This window comes from Brochothrix campestris (assembly GCF_046058945.1).
In the GTDB taxonomy this organism is placed as follows: Bacteria; Bacillota; Bacilli; order Lactobacillales; family Listeriaceae; genus Brochothrix; species Brochothrix campestris.
Genome location: NZ_CP175511.1, coordinates 1,553,207 through 1,571,961 on the forward strand (window position 1 = coordinate 1,553,207; position 18,755 = coordinate 1,571,961).

18 protein-coding genes and 1 other RNA gene are annotated in these 18,755 nt (G+C 39.8%); 3 read left to right on the forward strand and 16 right to left on the reverse strand.

Annotated elements, in window-relative coordinates:
• Nucleotides 1-14: 14 nt before the first annotated feature.
• The 7 genes from ACJYYY_RS07510 to ACJYYY_RS07540 all read right to left on the reverse strand — a co-directional run bounded on the left by ACJYYY_RS07510 (nt 15) and on the right by ACJYYY_RS07540 (nt 5,485).
• Nucleotides 15-245 (reverse strand): glutaredoxin domain-containing protein, encoded by a 231-nt coding sequence (locus tag ACJYYY_RS07510; RefSeq protein ID WP_035315398.1) that lies wholly within the window; start codon nt 243-245, stop codon nt 15-17.
• A gap of 237 nt (nt 246-482) precedes the next feature.
• Nucleotides 483-1,991, reverse strand: a complete 1,509-nt coding sequence (locus tag ACJYYY_RS07515; protein ID WP_035315400.1) for a carboxypeptidase M32 — start codon at nt 1,989-1,991, stop codon at nt 483-485.
• A gap of 368 nt (nt 1,992-2,359) precedes the next feature.
• A complete protein-coding gene (locus ACJYYY_RS07520; protein ID WP_408868788.1) occupies nt 2,360-3,508 on the reverse strand; it encodes a class I SAM-dependent RNA methyltransferase in 1,149 nt (382 codons plus the stop codon).
• Nucleotides 3,509-3,715: 207 nt separating this feature from the next.
• An RNA gene (rnpB, locus tag ACJYYY_RS07525) (RNase P RNA component class B) lies at nt 3,716-4,084 on the reverse strand.
• 50 nt (nt 4,085-4,134) lie between these two features.
• The gene (gene gpsB, locus ACJYYY_RS07530) at nt 4,135-4,452 is read right to left on the reverse strand and encodes a cell division regulator GpsB (protein WP_035315039.1); all 318 of its coding nucleotides are present in this window, start codon (nt 4,450-4,452) and stop codon (nt 4,135-4,137) included.
• 131 nt (nt 4,453-4,583) lie between these two features.
• A complete protein-coding gene (locus ACJYYY_RS07535; protein WP_035315038.1) occupies nt 4,584-5,132 on the reverse strand; it encodes a DUF1273 domain-containing protein in 549 nt (182 codons plus the stop codon).
• A complete protein-coding gene (locus ACJYYY_RS07540) occupies nt 5,129-5,485 on the reverse strand; it encodes a DUF1798 family protein (RefSeq protein WP_035315037.1) in 357 nt (118 codons plus the stop codon). Before ACJYYY_RS07540 ends, ACJYYY_RS07535 begins: the two co-directional genes overlap by 4 nt.
• A gap of 176 nt (nt 5,486-5,661) precedes the next feature.
• Between ACJYYY_RS07540 and recU the strand changes: the two genes are divergently transcribed.
• Both recU and ACJYYY_RS07550 read left to right on the forward strand, forming a co-directional pair.
• Nucleotides 5,662-6,267, forward strand: a complete 606-nt coding sequence (gene recU / locus ACJYYY_RS07545; RefSeq protein WP_035315036.1) for a Holliday junction resolvase RecU — start codon at nt 5,662-5,664, stop codon at nt 6,265-6,267.
• Between the two features lie 19 nt (nt 6,268-6,286).
• On the forward strand, nt 6,287-8,659 hold the full coding sequence (locus ACJYYY_RS07550) for a transglycosylase domain-containing protein (protein ID WP_408868789.1): 2,373 nt from the start codon (nt 6,287-6,289) through the stop codon (nt 8,657-8,659).
• Nucleotides 8,660-8,711: 52 nt separating this feature from the next.
• Here the strand turns inward: ACJYYY_RS07550 and ACJYYY_RS07555 are convergent, their stop codons facing one another.
• From ACJYYY_RS07555 to ACJYYY_RS07565, 3 genes are all read right to left on the reverse strand, one after another.
• Nucleotides 8,712-9,530, reverse strand: a complete 819-nt coding sequence (locus tag ACJYYY_RS07555) for an undecaprenyl-diphosphate phosphatase (protein WP_035315035.1) — start codon at nt 9,528-9,530, stop codon at nt 8,712-8,714.
• 74 nt (nt 9,531-9,604) lie between these two features.
• On the reverse strand, nt 9,605-10,495 hold the full coding sequence (locus ACJYYY_RS07560; protein ID WP_035315046.1) for a deoxyribonuclease IV: 891 nt from the start codon (nt 10,493-10,495) through the stop codon (nt 9,605-9,607).
• Nucleotides 10,496-10,512: 17 nt separating this feature from the next.
• Complete coding sequence (locus ACJYYY_RS07565; protein ID WP_408868790.1) at nt 10,513-11,856, reverse strand: DEAD/DEAH box helicase; 1,344 nt, start codon at nt 11,854-11,856, stop codon at nt 10,513-10,515.
• Between the two features lie 251 nt (nt 11,857-12,107).
• On the opposite strand from ACJYYY_RS07565, the gene ACJYYY_RS07570 reads away from it, so the two are divergent.
• Nucleotides 12,108-12,881, forward strand: coding sequence for a MurR/RpiR family transcriptional regulator (locus ACJYYY_RS07570; protein WP_408868791.1), 774 nt, complete (start codon nt 12,108-12,110; stop codon nt 12,879-12,881).
• A gap of 81 nt (nt 12,882-12,962) precedes the next feature.
• Here the strand turns inward: ACJYYY_RS07570 and ACJYYY_RS07575 are convergent, their stop codons facing one another.
• From ACJYYY_RS07575 to nth, 6 genes are all read right to left on the reverse strand, one after another.
• Entirely contained in the window at nt 12,963-13,721 is a 759-nt protein-coding gene (locus tag ACJYYY_RS07575; protein ID WP_035315032.1) for an HAD-IIB family hydrolase, read from the reverse strand.
• Between the two features lie 3 nt (nt 13,722-13,724).
• Entirely contained in the window at nt 13,725-15,389 is a 1,665-nt protein-coding gene (locus tag ACJYYY_RS07580) for a PTS transporter subunit EIIC (protein ID WP_408868792.1), read from the reverse strand.
• Between the two features lie 158 nt (nt 15,390-15,547).
• Nucleotides 15,548-16,234 carry an ABC transporter ATP-binding protein gene (locus tag ACJYYY_RS07585; protein WP_408868793.1) on the reverse strand — a complete coding sequence of 229 codons (687 nt, stop codon included), beginning with the start codon at nt 16,232-16,234 and terminating at the stop codon, nt 15,548-15,550.
• A 3-nt stretch (nt 16,235-16,237) separates the two neighbouring features.
• Nucleotides 16,238-17,317 carry an ABC transporter permease gene (locus tag ACJYYY_RS07590; RefSeq protein WP_035315031.1) on the reverse strand — a complete coding sequence of 360 codons (1,080 nt, stop codon included), beginning with the start codon at nt 17,315-17,317 and terminating at the stop codon, nt 16,238-16,240.
• 85 nt (nt 17,318-17,402) lie between these two features.
• On the reverse strand, nt 17,403-18,002 hold the full coding sequence (locus ACJYYY_RS07595) for a TetR/AcrR family transcriptional regulator (protein ID WP_035315030.1): 600 nt from the start codon (nt 18,000-18,002) through the stop codon (nt 17,403-17,405).
• 82 nt (nt 18,003-18,084) lie between these two features.
• Nucleotides 18,085-18,744 carry an endonuclease III gene (gene nth, locus ACJYYY_RS07600; RefSeq protein ID WP_408868794.1) on the reverse strand — a complete coding sequence of 220 codons (660 nt, stop codon included), beginning with the start codon at nt 18,742-18,744 and terminating at the stop codon, nt 18,085-18,087.
• Between the last annotated feature and the right edge of the window lie 11 nt (nt 18,745-18,755).

Sequence of the window (18,755 nt, forward strand, 5' to 3'; positions counted from 1 at the left end):
AGACAATTAACATGTTACTCAGCTAAGCCTTTCAACTTGTCTGGTGCAAAACCAACGATTGGGTCGAAGCCTTCTTTAAAGGTAACTGGTGTGCTACTGTAGCCATTGTCCTTTAAAAAAGCTAAGGCGGTTTCATCATCCATCACATTACGTGTTTCAAATTCAATTCCTTCGCCTGTTAATAACGTCTTGGTCATGTCACATTGTGGACAGCCATATTTTGTATAAACAATTGTTTTACTCACGTCTTCTTCCTCCTCTGTTACAAAAAGAAAGTGCCTTCCCACAGTTCGTTTTATAACCTTAAACGACAGGAACGCCTTCTTTTATTTAACATCATATTGTGTACAAAAACTATTCTATCATATTGCAAACACAAAATGTAGTGTTCTAACTCTTGAAAAAAAAGCTTGACAAGCAAAAGTCAATTCCCATGCCCTTTTAGCGAAACAAACTTTTTTTTCGCGTTCAAAACTTCCCATTTATTTTAGTTTGTACACGCTTGTATAACGTTTTTCTAAAAAATCAATGAGATGACGCGGTTGCAGTGACGCACCTGTTGCATTTTTCATGATAGCTGTCGGTGTTTTTGTTTTACCATACTGATGAACATGTTCGGTCAACCAATTTTTAATCGGCAAATAATTACCACTTGCAATAACAGACTCGATATCGATTGTTTGGCGCATTGCCTGTTCCAGTTGAGCGGCATTCAATAACCCGAGTAAATACGATGGGAAATAGCCGAAGTCACCTCCTGCCCAATGAATATCTTGTAACAAGCCCTCTACATCGTTCGCTGGGGTGATTCCGAGGTGTTCCTGGTACTTAGCTTGCCAAACGGTTTGTACCTCCGCTACGTCCAAATTATCATTGAATAACGCCTTTTCAATCTCATAGCGAATAATAATGTGAAGAGCATAGGTTAAAATATCAGCTTCAATCCGAATAAGTGACGGTTTTGTTTCGTTTAACGCCTCATAAAACACATCGAATGGCACATCATCGAAGGCTGGTTGAGCATAATGTTGCAGACGGGCATAATTATCCTGCCAGAACGCTTCACTCGAACCAAGGATGATTTCATAAAAAAGCGACTGCGATTCATGTATCCCCATTGAGACGCCTTCTGATAAAGGAGTCCCATCGTACTGTGCATCGATGTTTTGTTCATAAATAGCATGACCCCCTTCATGGATTAAGCCGAGGACAGCTGTTTTAAAATTCAGTTCGTCATAACGGGTTGTGATGCGCACATCACCTTGATTGAGCGAAATTGCGAATGGGTGAATCGTATCATCAATCCGACCAGACTCAAAGTCAAAGCCCATTTTTTGCAACACTTCTTCACTGAAGGCGATTTGCTTATCCTTCGCAAACGGACGTTCTAACACACTCGCATCTGGTTGATGCTCAGCTGCCTGCGTCCTTTTTAATAAGTCTACCATTGCTGTTCTTACTTCGGCAAAGAGCTCGTCTAATACAGCGACTGTCATGCCTGGTTCAAATTGATCTAACAGTGTATCATACGGTGTGTCTTTTTCGCCCCAATATGAGATAAATTTTTTCTTGTACGCAATAATCTCCGCTAAGTATGGCTGAAAGAGGCTGTAATCATTTTGTGCACGCGCTTCTTCCCACGCGGCCTCAGCATTTGATTGAAGAACTGTGTAAGCTTCGTACTCGGCTGGCGGAATCGCCGCAAAACGTGCTGTTTTTTGAGAAATATCCGTCACTAATGCTTGCACGAGTGGCTCCAACTCATCATGATGTGCCTCTAGATAGGTGACATTCTCAATCAATGCTGGTTCTGTTGATAAACGAAAAATTTCAGCTGATAATAAACCGACAACATTGGAACGTTGCGTTGTTCCCTGTGTCGGAATACCGGTACGCATATCCCAATAAACCAATGCAAGCGCTTCTTCATAGCCTTTAATTTTTTTACACTGTTCAATAAATGCCGCGCTAACTGTGTGACTATTCGTCATTTCAACCACTCCTCATCATTTGTTTGACTCGTACATCTAATACAAAATCCGTTCCTCTAACAGCGAGAGAAACGGATAGTTATTCATATGTCTGTACGTAGTTTAAGGCCACTAGCCGTACAGACCGCGTTTAGTCTTGGCTCGCTTGCCTGTACCAACAGCTCTCAAATTTCAGTTCCGCCTAGCGATACAACTTATCGCTTGGGCAGACCTTCCAATTTCTACGCTGTTATACGGTACAGACCGCGTTTAGTCTTGGCTCGCTTGCTTGTACCAACAGCTCTCAAATTTCAGTTCCGCCTAGCGATACAACTTATCGCTTGGGCAGACCTTCCAATTTCTACGCTGTTATACGGTACAGACCGCGTTTAGTCTTGTTTGCGTTTTGGTCGTGGTCCCCAGAATTGGTAATAATCGGTACGCAAGAAGCCGTTGTATAATTTACGTTTTTTTGTTGCGCGTTTGCCAAATTCCATTTCGAAGTTTTCATACGATGTTAACACGTATGTTGACCAGTTTGTTAATTTCTTGAAAGCGTCGCCCATGTCACGGTAAATTTCAATGATACCCGCTTCGTCAGATAAACGTTCTCCGTATGGTGGGTTGGTGGCAATAACACCATACGCTTCGCCATCATCCGCAAAGTCGCGTACTTGCATTTGTTTAAAGTCAATAATGTCACCTAAGCCAGCTTCAATCGCATTTTGCGTCGCCACTTTAATCATTTGATGATCGATGTCACGACCTTTAATATTTAACACTTGATCATAGTTCGCTAAGCTTTCAGCCTCTTTACGTGCTTCTTCAAAGACTGATTTTGGCATCCAATCCCAGGCTTCACACGCGAATTCACGGTTGAACCCTGGGGCGATGTTTTGACCAATTAATGCGGCTTCAATCGCTAGCGTTCCTGAACCACAGAGCGGATCAACAAATGGGCGATCAGGATGCCAGTTCGTTAATAACACTAACGCTGCAGCCATTGTTTCTTTTAAGGGTGCCCCACCTTGTGCGACACGATAGCCACGTTTATGTAAGCCAGCACCTGATGTATCTAACGTTAAGGTTACTTCATCTTTTAAAATCGACACTTCTAATTTATAGAGGGCGCCGTTTTCTTGGAGACGTGATGAACGGTGGTACACTTTACTCAAACGATCGACAATCGCTTTTTTTGTAATTGCTTGGCAATCCGGCACACTGTACAATGTTGATTTAACGCTTTTACCTGCAACAGGAAAAGCCGCATCTAATGGGAGGTAATCTTCCCATGGCAATGCTTTTGTTTGTTCAAATAAATCATCAAACGTTGTCGCTTTAAACGTACCAACGATGATTTTAACACGGTCTGCCACGCGTAACCATAAGTTGGCTTTGGCGATGGTCGCTTCGTCTCCTGAAAAATACACTTTCCCGTTTTCAACGCGATGCTCGATTCCTAAATGACGCATTTCTTGTCCAACGACTGCCTCAAGACCTGAAGCTGCGGTCGCTACTAAATTATATGTTCTTGACATGCTATTCCCACTTTCTTCTTTTGTTTCTATTTTAACTGCTAGCGTAAAAATAACCAAACAACTGCTCTTGGCTAAGTTTAACACACGGTGTCCATTACAATATAAAAGTCCTTCACAAGAAGCACGCGAAGGACTGTTGCCAAACCGATGTTGACATACTCTATGATAGACATATTGTCTTAAAGTCATAAAAAACCTGATGTAGTATTCTATAAGCCATGTTTTGTACTCTTATATAGCCAGGTACTAATATAAGAGCGATAATCATCTGTCTACGATTAATACGCCTCTGTTCTACGTTGTTATTCCGTGAACAAAGTGCCCCTACCAAAATTTGGGTTGCTCGCTTGTGGGGTTTACCTCGTTCCACTCTTTTTGTTTCCAAAAAGACTACGTCACTGTGGCACTTTATGAATTAACACCCTATTCTTACGAACTTAGGTGGTTCATTCGCCATCACCGCTAAGCGGGCCTCGGCTTATTGTTTCACCGAGCACAAACACTACGGACATTTCAGTACCGTGCGAGCATGGACTTTCCTCTGCAACATTGCTGTCACAGCGATTACCCGAACACTACATTCTTTATTATAGAACTCCTAGCTGAAATTGCAAGCCTTATTTCAATTAGTCGTTCATTTTATTACCAAACACATGTCGTTCTAAATTCGATAATCGTTTTAAAATATCATAATTACTTGTCCCTTGGTTTTCAACAACTTGCTCTTTAGGTGCTTCTTGCTCAGAAACAGTTGTGCTCACCATTTGTTCAAGACGCATGACAGCTGCTTGTAATTGTTTGATTTCAGCATTATACGTATTGTAATCTTTAATTACGAGGTCAAGAAATTGATCGACCTCTTCAGCAGAGTAGCCTCGCATACCTGTTTTAAATTCTTTATCTAAGATTTCTTGTGCCGTTAAGTTTAAGTTTTCCATCGTCATATGAATACCACCTTCTTTGTAGTTTATGCTACAGGTACAACCTGTTCGTTTCTTTCAATAACTATCCTAGTGATAGTTCTCCCTTTCTATTTTTTCAAAAATCACACGTCTTGTCAATCTATCCCACTCAACTAATCAATAAATTCATCACCTGTCGCAATATCCTGTAACTGAAAGAAATCAATTTGATCAATCATATATTCATTTGATTCCGCGTATTGGTGCATTAGTTTTAAAATAAACTTGGGACCGCCATCCTGTTCTTCATCATAAATAATTAAGGCACCGTCGGTATTACGGATGACGAATACATCCTTATCTCGAAATTGTTGTGGTGATTCATAGGCGGTTTTTGAAACACTATTCGTATAGTCGGCCTTACTACACAGTGTATTGTACATCAGTTTGTTTTTCTCATTCCATTTATTGGCTTGGTCAATGAACGGGGTGATGATTGCTAACTTCAGCTCTGGGTAAACTCCCTTTAGGTCTAGCACTTCTTGTGCTGCCCATAACTCAACTCCAAGTTGACCAGAAACAATCACCCATTCTAGTCCCTCATCGATATATTGTTCTAATCGCTTTCGAATTGCTTTTTTGATAAATGACACACTCGCATCTTCATCATTAAAGATACCTAATTCAAATGATTTATAGCCGGTGATAAGCAACCGTTTCATTGCTCGTCACCTACCTCTAATCCTTCTAAAAAGCGTTCTTGTGTATAGGTTACCGCAGATAGGTGGCGGTTATACTGCGTCTCGTTAACCTTCGGCGCAAAACAACTAACCGCTAACCGTTTAAGGTTATCGCCGGCCGTAATAATTTGTTCACTCGACATATATTTAACCGGTGTTTCTGCTATGTAAGCGACGCCATTCTTTTTGTACTGATCCGCAATCGCAGATAAACGATTCACAAACGGTTCCATCTCTGTTTTAAACTCAAATACTCTACCATTCGCAGCTTGTTCTTTTATATCTTTAACCTCTTCGAGCGCAGCCAGAACAGCTATTATATCTTCTTTAATCATCATTTTTACTCCTTATAAAACGTCTTTCTTCTATAATATCATTGTTACTTTGGTATTGTCCGCTTTATTGACTAATTTAGGCTATTTTTGTTTTTTTACTGTTTATTTACTCTTTTAATTCAAATTTTTGGTACAATGAGAATGTATGAGTTATTATAATTGGGAGGAATTTGTGTATGAAAATTAATTACCCAAACGGAAAAAGTTATACACCTTCCACCAACAAAGGCGCTTCAATCGCTCCTAAGATAGTTAGCCATTCCAAACGCGGCATGCGTTTAGAAGATGATCTCAATGATACGAATCGCTATTATTTGACGCACAACATCGCTGTCGTTCATAAAAAACCGACACCGATTCGCATCGTTAACGTCCGCTACCCCAGTCGGGCGCAAGCTGTCATTACCGAGGCTTATTTTTCACAAGCTTCTACAACCGATTACAATGGTGTCTATTTGGGAAAACACCTCGATTTCGAAGCGAAGGAAACGACGAGCACTTCTTCGTTCCCACTAAAAAACTTTCACGAGCATCAGGTGAAACATATGTTACAGGTACAAAAGCAAGGTGGTATCGCCTTTGTCATCATTCGCTTCACTTCATTAAATGCCAATTATTTACTAGATATTAGTCAACTTGCTTTTTATTGGCAACGAAAGCTCAACAATGGACGGAAATCTATTTCACTGAGTGAGTTAGATTCAACGGGCCATGTAGTCAATAGCGGTTATCATCCTCGCTTAGACTATCTTGCCATCGTTAAAACTGTCTATAATTTGTAAACAGAGAGGAACTTTTTAAATGTCAGACGAAACGAAATCCCGAGTACAGAAAAAAGCAGCAAACACTAAACAAGCAAAAAGGAAAACAAACAAAAAAACAAATAAACTCTGGACTGTCATTAAAGTTTTTGTTTTGGCTATCTTAATGGCTACGATAGTCGCCCTTATTGCTGGTTTTGCGCTCTTTAAACATTATACAAGTGATGCACCTAAAATAACCGATGACCTGTTAGCTGATACGTTATCATCCAAAATTTATGATAGTGATGGTAAAGTTTTTGCTGAACTTGGTACCGAGAAACGTGAACATATCTCTTTAAAGGATACGCCAAAAGAATTGACCGACGCTTTAATTTCCGTGGAAGACGTTCGTTTTTACGATCATCATGGCGTCGACCCGATTCGGATTGTCGGCGCTGCAGTAGCCAATCTGACGGGTGGTTTCGGTTCACAAGGTGGTAGTACCTTAACACAACAAGTAATCAAACTATCGCTTAATAATACTGATGCCACAATTAAGCGTAAAGCGCAAGAAGCCTACCTTGCAATGGAAATCGAGAAAAAATACAGTAAAGCTGATATTTTAGAAATTTACATCAACAAAGTCTACATGGGGGATAGCATCTATGGTATGGCGACTGGTGCGGATCATTTTTACGGTAAACCGCTGAGTGAACTAACTGTGCCTCAGATGGCTCTACTCGTTGGTATTCCTAACAGTCCTAACGAATTAAATCCATTTGACCATCCCGAAGATGCTAAAACGCGACGTGATACGGTTCTCGAACGCATGTATCATAATGAGAAAATCACTGCTGCACAACTCGCAGAATATAAAGCTGTCCCGATCAATAAAGGACTCGTTTCTGAGAAAAGACGCATCGCTTCGATGAATTCACAAACAGATTCAAAATACAACAACTATGTAACACAAGTCATTAAAGAAGTTCAAGCAAACGGAAAATATGACGTTTACACTGATGGCCTTAAGATTTATACATCACTTGATACATCTGCTCAAAAATATGCTGATAAATTAGCTACAACCAATGATATTATTACGTACTCAGATGATCGTCTCACAACTGGTTTTGTCTTTATGGATAGCAGCAATGGACAAATCCTTGCAATTGGGAGCGGCAATCGTAATTCAAAACAAGATGTTAAACTTGGTTTCAACTTTGCAACCGACATTAACCGTCAACCCGGTTCAACCTTCAAACCGCTCGCTGATTATGCGCCTGCAATTGAATACTTAAACTGGTCGACAGCACACATCATCGATGATTCCAAATACGAATATAGCAGTGGCGATGAGATTAATAACTGGGACCGGCAATATCAAGGCGAAATTTCAATTCGTCAAGCCTTGTATGACTCACGTAACATTCCAGCTTTAAAAACATTACAAGCTGTTGGACTTGAACGCTCATTAACGTTCATGGAAAAAATGGGCTTCAGTTTTGACCGCGACAAACTAGGTGAATCGATTTCAATCGGTGCTTATGATAAAGTCAATCCCTTGTTGCTGACAGGTGGCTATGGCGCACTGGCTAATAACGGTGTTTACAACACACCACATACTGTTAATAAAATCGAAACCCGCCAAGGCGATACCATCAATATGGAACCGGAAAGCGAACGTGTAATGGAAGCTCATACAGCCTACATGGTAACTGATATGTTAAAAGACACATTAACAAAAGGTACCGGAACTTCCGCTGCTATTTATGGACTACCCGCAGCAGGTAAAACAGGAACGACCAACTATACCGATCAAGAGATGACTGACTATGGTATTTCAAGTTCTGAGAGTGTGCCCGATTCTTGGTTCGCTGGCTATACAACTCGTTATACGATGGGTGTCTGGACTGGATATGAAGAGAAAAAAGTATACTTGTCTAAATACGAACAAAACTATGCAAAATTAATTTATCGTGAAATGATGAGCTATATGTCCAGCAAGGTTTCAACAAATGACTTTGTTCAGCCAAACGACGTAGTCAGCCGTAGTATTGCGGCCAAATCAAATCCACCACTATTAGCAGCTAAAGGAACGACTGCTGTTACAGAATTGTTTATTGATGGCACACAGCCAACTTCATACGGAGTATCTCCTGTTGATGCCGAGAAACGTAAGGCGGCAGCTAAGAAAAAAGCTGAAGCTGCCAAACAAAAAGAAAAAGAAGCTGCTCGTTCTTCCACTGCAAAGGAAACGCAAGAACAAACTGCAAGTTCAACGTCATCAAGTACAAGCAGTTCAAGCACATCAACATCGAGCAGTTCGACTAGCGCTACGACTCCACCATCTTCAAGTAGTCAATCAGAGTCGAAAGAAGCCGTCAAAGTTCCTAAACCGCCTACTGATCAAGATAAAAAAAACGATAATTAACAATAAAAGGCCCGTAATCAGTTGATTACGGGCCTTTTATTCGATGCTTTTATTAACGCCAAATCATATAAGCGATGAATACCAGTGCGATGGCAAAGCGGTAATACGCAAAGCCTTTTAAGGTGACTTTACTAATTAGTTTCAAGAAAAAGACGATGGCAATCATCGCGACAATGAATGCGACAATTGCACCGACGATAAAGACGGGCACATCACTCATGCTCATTGTATCAAGTGCTTTAAACACTTTTAAACCGGTCGCTCCAATCATCATTGGCACCGCAATAATAAACGAAAATTCGGCAGCGGTCTTACGTCCAACGCCAACGATTAACCCACCAGACATCGTTGACCCTGAACGAGAAAAACCTGGCCACAAAGCAATCAGTTGAAAACAGCCGATGTAAAAGGCTTGACGGTATGATAATTTATCCAATGACTCTGATAAATGATTGTTTTTCGCCGCTACTTTTTCGGCGATTAACATTAAAATACCACCCGCGATTAACGCAACAATGACCGTTTGATACGAAAATAAATGCTCATCAATCAAGTCATCAAACAATAGACCCGCAATAATCGCTGGAATACAGCCGACGATAACGTGCATTAAATTCAGTTGACCTTGTTTGTTTTTATACTCACCGGTGCGGACACCTACAACGGCCCATAAACGACGCCAAAAGACGACGACAACCGCCATGATTGAACCGAGTTGAATCACCACTTCAAACGTATTGATTTGCTTCCAGGTATCCTGTACACCCATCAGTTCTGCTGCTAAAATCATATGGCCGGTTGACGACACAGGTAAAAACTCTGTTAATCCTTCGACAATTCCAAGAATAACTGCTACAATCCATAAACTCATCTGTCTGTTCCTCTTTTCTCTTTTCTCTTTTTAGTAAAAATGAAACCACCCTAACGTACGAGTGGTTGTCATTATTATTCAGCTAACACTTTCGCTAAAATATCCGGATCAAATGTTTGTTTTCTAAACATTTCGATTTCTAAACGATAAGGTGCTTTTTTATTGTTTTTATCTTCACCAACGAACGGTGTTTCTAAAATTTTCGGTAAATGTTGCAGTTGTGGATGGTTAACAATGTAATTAAGGGCGGCAAAACCGATCGTTCCAAAGCCGATATTGGCATGTCGATCCTTGCCTGCACCACGTTCGTTCTTACTGTCGTTAATATGTAGCACCTTGAGACGATCTAACCCGATGATTTTATCGAATTCGTTGAGCACGCCATCAAAGTCTTCTTTAACGTTATAACCCGCATCATTGACGTGACACGTATCCATCGTGACAGATAACTTATCACTATGAGTAACACCGTCCATAATACGCGCGAGTTCATCGAATGAACGGCCGATTTCAGTGCCTTTTCCCGCCATTGTTTCAAGCGCAATTTGCGCTGTTTGACCAGAGTGCAACACTTGATTGAGACCTTCGATAATACGCGCAATTCCAACATCTGCACCAGCACCAACGTGAGCACCGGGATGTAAGACGATTTGATTAACGCCTAACGCTTCTGTTCGAACGATTTCTTTTGTTAAAAACTCAACTGCTAATTCAAAAGTTGCTGGTTTTGTTGTGTTCGCTAAATTAATAATATATGGGGCATGCACAACGATGTCGCTCATGCCATATTGCTCGATTAGCGCTTGTCCTTCAGCAATTTTCAAGTCTTCAATCGGCTTACGGCGCGTATTTTGCGGTGCGCCTGTGTAAACCATAAACGTTGTTTCACCATAACTATGAGCATCTTCTGCTGCTCCAGCATACATTTTCGTCCCGGCCATTGAGACATGTGAGCCAATTTTCAACATACGCTACCTCCTACTTAATTATGTTTACCTTGTGAGTTTTTACCAGCACGGGTACCGGCACGTTTGGCACGTTCTTTATTTTTTTCAATTGCACGGTTAATCTTTTTCTTATAACCCGGTTTGATGTTCGCTTTCGCTTTTTTAACCATTCCACCGATACGTGCATCAACATCGTCACGTTTTTCTTTACGGAATTTACGACGGTTACGGTCAGCCATTTGAATCCATTCACCTTTTTTAAGATTTTGGTAAGAAAACTCAACGCCACGTTTTTCAAGCGCCACTAATTTTTCTTCATCATCTGGTTCGTAAATTGAGATACTAATACCTTCTTGACCGGCACGACCAGTACGGCCAGCACGGTGAATAAAGAAATCAGGATCATCTGGTAAATTATGGTTAATAACATGGCTGGCACCTTCGATGTCAATACCGCGGGCAGCTAAATCAGTTGCTACAACGTATTGATAATCAAGGTTACGAATTTGTTTCATAATTCGTTTACGATCACGGGCAGGCACACCACCGTGAATCTTAGCAACATTTACTTGTTTCTCTAACAAGAACGTTGTTAATACGTCAGCTTCTGCCTTCGTATTACAGAAAATCAAAGCTAAGAATGGTGTCATCGTTGTCGTAATATCATAAACAAGTTGTTCACGTGATTTCGACTTTAAGTCAACCAAGATATTCGTTACTGTTGGCGAAATAATCGCTTCGGGTTGAATATGCGCATAGCGAGGGTTTTCCATGTATTTTTTAAGGAATGGTTTCAATTTCTCTGGAATAGTGGCTGAGAAAACAAGGATTTGTAATTTTTCAGCTAAACGGCTGGCAATGTTATCAACGTCCTCTAAAAAGCCCATATCTAACATTAAATCGGCTTCATCGACAACGAGTGTTGTTGCTGTATAAGCTTCTAATGCTTTTTCACGCATCAAGTCATAAATACGACCTGGTGTACCGACAACGATTTGCGGTTGTGTTTTTAATTGTCCCATCGCACGTTTTTTATCTGTTCCACCAATCATCAGACGGGTATGAATTTCCGGATCAGATAATTTTGCCATTTGGCGGGCTTCTTCGTAAATTTGCGAAGCTAACTCACGGCTAGGTGCTGTAATAATCACTTGGACTTCATTCAAGCTTGGGTCAATTTTATCCATTAGAGGGAGTAAATACGTATGTGTTTTACCTGTCCCTGTTTGTGATTGCCCAATTGCCGACTCTCCACGTTGGATTGTTGGAATTAATTGTTCTTGTATTTTTGTTGGTTTAAAGAATGCCTTTTTAGCAATTGCTTCGTTGATAAATGGCTTAAAACCAAAAATATCAAATTTCGTTTTTTTATCTGTCATTCGATTTCTCTCCTTCGTTGCGATTCCTTTACGTTCATGATCGCACTACACTCGCTTTTAATTATAACTTATTTTGAGTCAAATGGCTTGTCTTTTCGTACTATTCTCTGGAAAAAGAACACAACCATCGAATGAAAACGTTATCTATCGAAAAATTAATTTGAGTTCCCTTGCGATTTAAACCGCTTACAACAGCTATAGATAAGCGATTATTTTTATGCTATACTTTTTATAAAACCTTAAATGATCGGATGATGATAATGAACTCTGTCTTTTTACACTTACAAAACCATTATGACACGCTCTCAAGTACAGAACAATTAGTCATTGATTTTATGTTACGCTACCCCGACGCTACCGAACTCAAGCTGAAAATCATCGAAGAACAACTACACGTCAGTGCACCAACTATCGTTCGAGCAATCAAAAAGTTACAGTTCCCTTCTTTTACAGCGTTTAAATATGCTCTGTTAAATACTAATGCAGATGTTACACCAACAACAACGGAACTTAATTCGTTTGACCAAATCACCGACCTTATTGAAACTGATTTCACAAAAACAATGGCTATGCTCGATCAAACAAAAATAATCGCAATGGCTGATACACTGTTAACCTGTCGCCGCGTTTTTTGTGTGGGGATCGGCTCAAGTGCTAGTGTTGCACATACTTTTAATCGCCGACTTAAGAGTGCTGGTTTTTGGTCCAATGAGTACTCCGAAATTTTTCAAATTCGTGATATTGCCGACATCATTCAAGCCAACGATGCCATCTTAGTCTTTTCTTTAAGCGGGGCTGAGCCACAAATCATTGATTTCATTTCGTCTTGTAAGGCAAGTGGTTGCCAAATTTTATCAGTGACTGGCCTCTCTGTCAATCGCCTCAATAACTTAAGTAATCTTGCAATCATGACTCACCAATCATTACAAGGTCGACGCAAGTATCGCTCACGCTTAATGCTTTCAGTCGCTGCCGAAGTCTTATACGAAACGTTGATGATGCAAAAAAATAATACTCGATCATAAAAATCCGAAAAAAAGTAGCAAACCCTAATGGTTTACTACTTCAGACTGAGGTTGTCTCCTTATTGGATACAGCCTTTTTTATTATAGGTAATTACCTAAGCGATGAAAATTAGAAATGATATAATCAGCAGCAGTCGTCACCTCTGTCACGGTCGTCGTATCACTAATCGCATAAGCTGTATCAGCTTCGACAAACATCGACACATCATTTTCGGAATCTCCCACTGCGATATATGAAGCAGGATAGTGTTGACGTAAATAGGCAATTGCGTTACCTTTCGTAACATCCGCGGCTGTCACTTCAATTCGACGCGGGCCACTTTTACAAATTGCTAACGATGGAAACGCCACTTGTAACGCATTCAACACCTCATCAGCTTTAGCAGCCTGTGGTCTAATATTGAGTTTGAAAATTTTGCGTGTCGCGATATCGGCATAAGGGTCTTTTGTTGTAATCAGCTCCATATTCCAAAGACGTGTCTGATCAGCTTCACTGTATGTTCCGATACGGACTTCACCATCTAAGGCATCAAACAACAATTTCTGTTTTTTAATAAAATCTAACACCTGATTCAATTCGGCTTGAGCAATCGGTTTCTCATAAACAATCGTATTATTGACAGCAATGATTGCACCATTAAACCCAATCTTATAAACTGCGAACACTCCCGTTATCGCTTCAACATATCCGATTTCTTTAATTGAACGACCCGTTGCGATACCAATTTCATACTCTTTACTTAGCGTAATTAACACTGCTTTATCGGTCTGAGTGACAGTCTTTGAGTCCTTCACTAAGGTGCCGTCCAGATCAGTCATTAGCACTTTTGTTTTTGTCATCTTCTAGTCTCCCATCCCTAGCATGTCTTGGATTTCAATTTTTAATTGGTTAGCGCGACCGCCGTAAATCGACTGCATTTGCATACCCGATTGATTAAAACCTAACGCCTCTAGATCACGTTTTATATGTTCACTATCAACTACACTGGCATCTTTTACGTTAATACGTAAACGGGTGATACAGGCATCAACTGCTTCGATATTGTCTGCGCCACCATGAGCGGCAATTAAAGCTTCTGCCTGCGTTGTTAAATCAAGTTTTTTACTAATCGCTTGATTGGCTGCTAGATCTTTTTGTGTTTCAACCCCCATTTTTTTACGGGTCTCATCTTTTCCATGCAAAACAATTGTTGACGGGTCATCTTCACGACCTGGTGTTTTGAAATTAAACTTTTTAATTACGAATAGGAATACAAAGAAGTACATTGCAAAACAGAATACACCGATGATTGGAAGTAGATACCATTTGGTTCGCTCGCCTTGTAACACACCATAAATAATAAAGTTAATCAAGCCATGACCAGTCGGTGTTAAAAAGGCTGCACCTAACATATTAGTTACTAATAAGGTGACACCAGCTAGCAGTGCATGAATTGCATATAATGCAGGTGCAATAAATAAGAAGGTGAATTCAAGTGGCTCGGTAATACCTGTTAGGAAAGCTGTCAGTGCAGCCGTCAATAACAATGAACCCACAATTTTTTTATTTTTAGGTTTTGCTGTCACATACATTGCTAAGGCAGCACCAGCTAACCCAAACATGTTCATTACAAATTTCCCAGATGAGAAACGAGTAATCATTGGATCAATCGCGCCATTGCTCCCCAACGCAGCCATGTAAGCATTGACCGTTCCAGCATAATCAACACCATCGATATTAAAGACACCACCTAGTGGAGTCGTACGTACTGGCCAATTCACACCGTGGTGTAAGCCAAATGGCAATAATAAGCGTTCAATCACACCATAAGCAAATGTACCGATATAGCCCGATTTTAAAATGAGTTCTGATAAGACGTTAATGCCTTGTTGTAATAAGGGCCAAATAAAAAAGAAACCTACAGCGACAATTGCCATCACTGGAATAATTAGAATCGGAACTAAGCGTGGACCGCTAAAAAAGCCGAACACCTGTGGAACCTGTATTTTAATCGCGCGTTTATGAACGAGATAAACGATGACACCCGTAATAATACCACCAAAGACATTGAGATCCATTGTTTGGATACCTAAAACGGTTGTCTGCATACTTTTCGCTATTAAAGCGCTTGCGTTTTCAGCCGACGTATCGACCAATTTACCACTAGCCGACAATAAAAAATTCAAGGTGTTATGAAGGACTAAAAAGCCAAGTAAACCAGATAAAGCCGCTGAACCTTTCTCATGTTTCGCTAGGCCAACTGCAACACCGACTGCAAAGACAACCGGTAAGTTATCAAAGGCGACACTGCCTAACATATTAAACATCCCCATAATAAATTGGAGGGCTACGTTATTCATCCATGGATACATCGCCATTGTATTTTCATTCGTAAAAGCAGAACCGATACCTTTTAAAATACCAGCAGCTGGCAATACCGATACTGGTAATAAAAATGACCGACCAAATGTCTCGAAAATATTGAGAAACTGATTTTTTTTTGTTTGTCCTGTTATTGCTTTCCCCAACCTAATCATCCCTTTCTATCTGTATTACTTGTTTTAGTTTAGCATTACGACCTTACGATAATAGGAATACTTAAGTTTCTTTTTTATAATATTATTTTTTACGATGTGAGTAGTATTATACTCAATAAAAAAAAGAAACCGCTACGGGTTTCTTTTTTTTATTGAGCTTTTGTATGTGGTTCTTCGCTCAATTTACCATCAACAATTTTATAGACGCGGTCACAGAATTTAGTTAGACGTTGATCATGAGTAACCATAATTGTCGCCTTTTTATTTTCTTTTGTTTCACGCGATAAAATTTTCATCACTTCAAACGCTCGGTCTGAATCTAATGAAGCTGTTGGTTCATCGGCTAAAATCAAGCTTGGTTTCGTATAGAGCGCTTTTGCAATCGCCACACGTTGACGTTCCCCGCCTGACAAATCAGAAGGGTATTTTTTTAATAAGTCGGTAATATCTAATTCAGTTAATAAACGATCTCGTTCTGCTGCGTTCATGTTATCTTTTTTCACCTTATCCGATAACGTTAGCTGTTCTGCAACAGTTAAAAACGGCACAAGGTTTGACGCTTGTAAGATGAAACCGACTTCTTGTAAACGCGTCGCAGCTCGTTGTTTTTCTTTCATGTTAGTAAAATCATGACCATTGATGAAGACACTGCCTTCACTTGGTGATTGCAGTCCGCCTGCAATCGTTAAAAAGGTACTTTTACCTGAACCAGATGGCCCTATAATCGCAATGAGTTCACCTTGTTCAGCGACAAAATTAGTGTTTTTCATTGCTTCAACCTTTTTATGACCTTCACCGTATGTTTTATTGGCATCTTTCAATTGTAATATTGACATATCCTAACCTCCGATTGCTTTCAATGGATCAATTTTCACGATCGTACGAACCGATACAAGTGCACCGATAATCGCTACGATGATAAAAAGAATCGCATAAAAGACAAGTGTAATGTAATCGATTGAAATTGGTACGGCAGCTGGTAAGGCAGCTCCAGTAATCGCCGTTAACCCAAACCCAATCACAACGCCGATAAATGCTAAAATAAATGTTTGTGCTACAACTGAGCGGGCTAAGAAACCACTTGAAATCCCTTGAGCTTTCATCACACCGAACATACTCACTTTTTGAATTGTTAACACATATAAGAAAATAGCGATAATGATTGACACAATCACAAACAAGAAAATAATCATGAAGTTTAATGTTAAACTTTGTGCCGAGTAACCCGGTAATTTTTCAATGAATGTTTCTGTTGTTGTGACTTCAAAATCACTGTTTACGTCCACCTTACTTGCCTTATTACCTTTTAAGGCAATCGCATTAATTGCAAAGTTATCATCTTCAGCAATGCGGTCGAATTTAATGTCTTGGTATGTATCCATTGATGTATATAAAACAGGTGCTGCATTAAATTTAGCTTTTGGTGTAAAACCAACAATCGTCACCTTCTTATCTGACGACGCTACTTTAAATGTATCCCCTACTTTATAACCATCTTCTTTAAGCGCATCTGCGGCCACAACTTCGCCGATTTTGCTAAATGCTTTACCTGACGAAAGCTCAGGCATTACAAATGACTTTTCATCAATTCCGAAAATTGATACCTTTTCTTTATCCTCTGTTTTTACTTTTTGAATAACAGTTGATAAGTTACCTAAGTAGGCTTTGTTTTTTTCTGGTACATCAATCTTTTTACCCTCTGCTAACGAAAATGATGATGATGGTAAACTAATATCTGAATCTGCTGTTAAAATAATGGCTGATGCACCCCATGAATCAACGGCCTCACGATTTAAATCTTTCAAACCATTTGCTAAACCTGATAGCACAAATACTAAATAGCTCACTAAGACTAACACACCAATAATTAAACCATAACGTAATTTGGCATGCTTTATTTCTTTCCATCCTAAAAACATCGTCTGTCTCTCCTTTTTTACTTATCGTTTGATAAGTGAATTTCCGTAAAAAAAGCCTTAGTTAAAAGGCAACTAAATCATGTGTTTATCTTACTATACCTTCCAATAAAAAATCAACACTTTCGCTTACTTTAATTAGCAGTTGTTCTTCTGTTTGGTAGGGTATCTTTAAAGATACAAGTGACATCAGGACTCCAAAGGTATATTGTGTCATTGCTTTAGCGGATTTATCAGCTCTTATTTCATTCGCACCTTGTTTTTCTTCAAAAAAAGCAATCATTGGGATAAAGTAGGTCGATTGCCATAATTGAAACAATAACAATTGATTTTCTGCTGATATTTGTGAATTGATATCATTGACCATCATCGCTAAATTTGAGGGATGTTCCACAATTAATAATTTAAAATATGCCGTCAATGCTTCTTTAGCTGTTTTTCTTTCCATTTTGAGCTTATCGATGCCTTGACGGACATCTGTGGTAACTGCTTGAAGGACTGCGACATAAATCATTTCTTTATCCTTAAAATGATGATAGAGTGCTGGTTGCGTAATATTACTTTCTTTCGCGATTTCACGCGTTGTTACAAAACGATAGCCTTTATCCATAAAAAGACGCTCTGCTGTAACGATGATTCGTTGTCGCGTTTTTTGCATTTCTAACGCTCGATTAGTTTGTTTAACCATCGAAGTTGCCTCCTTCAAAGGAATTGGAGCTGTGTTACTTCTGTGTTTATCTTAACGATTGACTGATTATTTGTCAATTGCGCTAGCCATCAAAGCCACGTGCCTTTGCTTGCTGTTTACCTTCGCGACATATATCTAGAAAAGGACATTCGGGACATCTCGGATTACGGGCAGTGCAAAAATAACGACCAAAGAAAATCATGCGATGATGTGAGACTGACCACAACTCTTTTGGTATTTTTTTTTGCAAGGTTGACTCGACTTCTTTGACATTGTCTTTGTAACGACAAATACCTAGACGTTTCGAAATACGTTCGACATGTGTATCGACCGCAATCGCGGGATAATCAAAGGCAACTGACATAACAACATTGGCGGTCTTTTGCCCTACTCCCGGCAAAGCGACTAAGGCACTCATTGATTCAGGCACGGTATCGTGATAGCGTTCATGGATAATCTTCGCAGTCGCTTGAATGTTTTTTGCCTTGTTGCGATAGAGTCCAATCGATTTAATATCGTCCATCAGTTCCTCGAGTGGTACCGCGAGATAATCAGCGGGACAGTGATATTTGGCAAACAAGTCGGCGGTGACACGATTAACAAGTTTATCGGTACACTGAGCACTCATCATCACAGCGACGAGTAATTCAAATGGATTTGCATGAACAAGTTCACAATGAGCATTCGGATAAAGACGGCCCATTTCAGCAACGACTTCGGTTGTTTTTTGTTTTGAAAGCATAATGACCTCCT

Coding starts and splice junctions, on each gene's coding strand:
- ACJYYY_RS07515 (WP_035315400.1), bottom strand. CDS start 1,991: ATGACGAATAGTCACACAGTTAGCGCGGCATTTATTGAACAGTGTAAA.
- ACJYYY_RS07520 (WP_408868788.1), bottom strand. CDS start 3,508: ATGTCAAGAACATATAATTTAGTAGCGACCGCAGCTTCAGGTCTTGAG.
- gpsB (WP_035315039.1), bottom strand. CDS start 4,452: ATGACGATGGAAAACTTAAACTTAACGGCACAAGAAATCTTAGATAAA.
- ACJYYY_RS07535 (WP_035315038.1), bottom strand. CDS start 5,132: ATGAAACGGTTGCTTATCACCGGCTATAAATCATTTGAATTAGGTATC.
- ACJYYY_RS07540 (WP_035315037.1), bottom strand. CDS start 5,485: ATGATTAAAGAAGATATAATAGCTGTTCTGGCTGCGCTCGAAGAGGTT.
- recU (WP_035315036.1), top strand. CDS start 5,662: ATGAAAATTAATTACCCAAACGGAAAAAGTTATACACCTTCCACCAAC.
- ACJYYY_RS07550 (WP_408868789.1), top strand. CDS start 6,287: ATGTCAGACGAAACGAAATCCCGAGTACAGAAAAAAGCAGCAAACACT.
- ACJYYY_RS07555 (WP_035315035.1), bottom strand. CDS start 9,530: ATGAGTTTATGGATTGTAGCAGTTATTCTTGGAATTGTCGAAGGATTA.
- ACJYYY_RS07565 (WP_408868790.1), bottom strand. CDS start 11,856: ATGACAGATAAAAAAACGAAATTTGATATTTTTGGTTTTAAGCCATTT.
- ACJYYY_RS07570 (WP_408868791.1), top strand. CDS start 12,108: ATGATGATAATGAACTCTGTCTTTTTACACTTACAAAACCATTATGAC.
- ACJYYY_RS07575 (WP_035315032.1), bottom strand. CDS start 13,721: ATGACAAAAACAAAAGTGCTAATGACTGATCTGGACGGCACCTTAGTG.
- ACJYYY_RS07585 (WP_408868793.1), bottom strand. CDS start 16,234: ATGTCAATATTACAATTGAAAGATGCCAATAAAACATACGGTGAAGGT.
- ACJYYY_RS07590 (WP_035315031.1), bottom strand. CDS start 17,317: ATGTTTTTAGGATGGAAAGAAATAAAGCATGCCAAATTACGTTATGGT.
- ACJYYY_RS07595 (WP_035315030.1), bottom strand. CDS start 18,002: ATGGTTAAACAAACTAATCGAGCGTTAGAAATGCAAAAAACGCGACAA.
- nth (WP_408868794.1), bottom strand. CDS start 18,744: ATGCTTTCAAAACAAAAAACAACCGAAGTCGTTGCTGAAATGGGCCGT.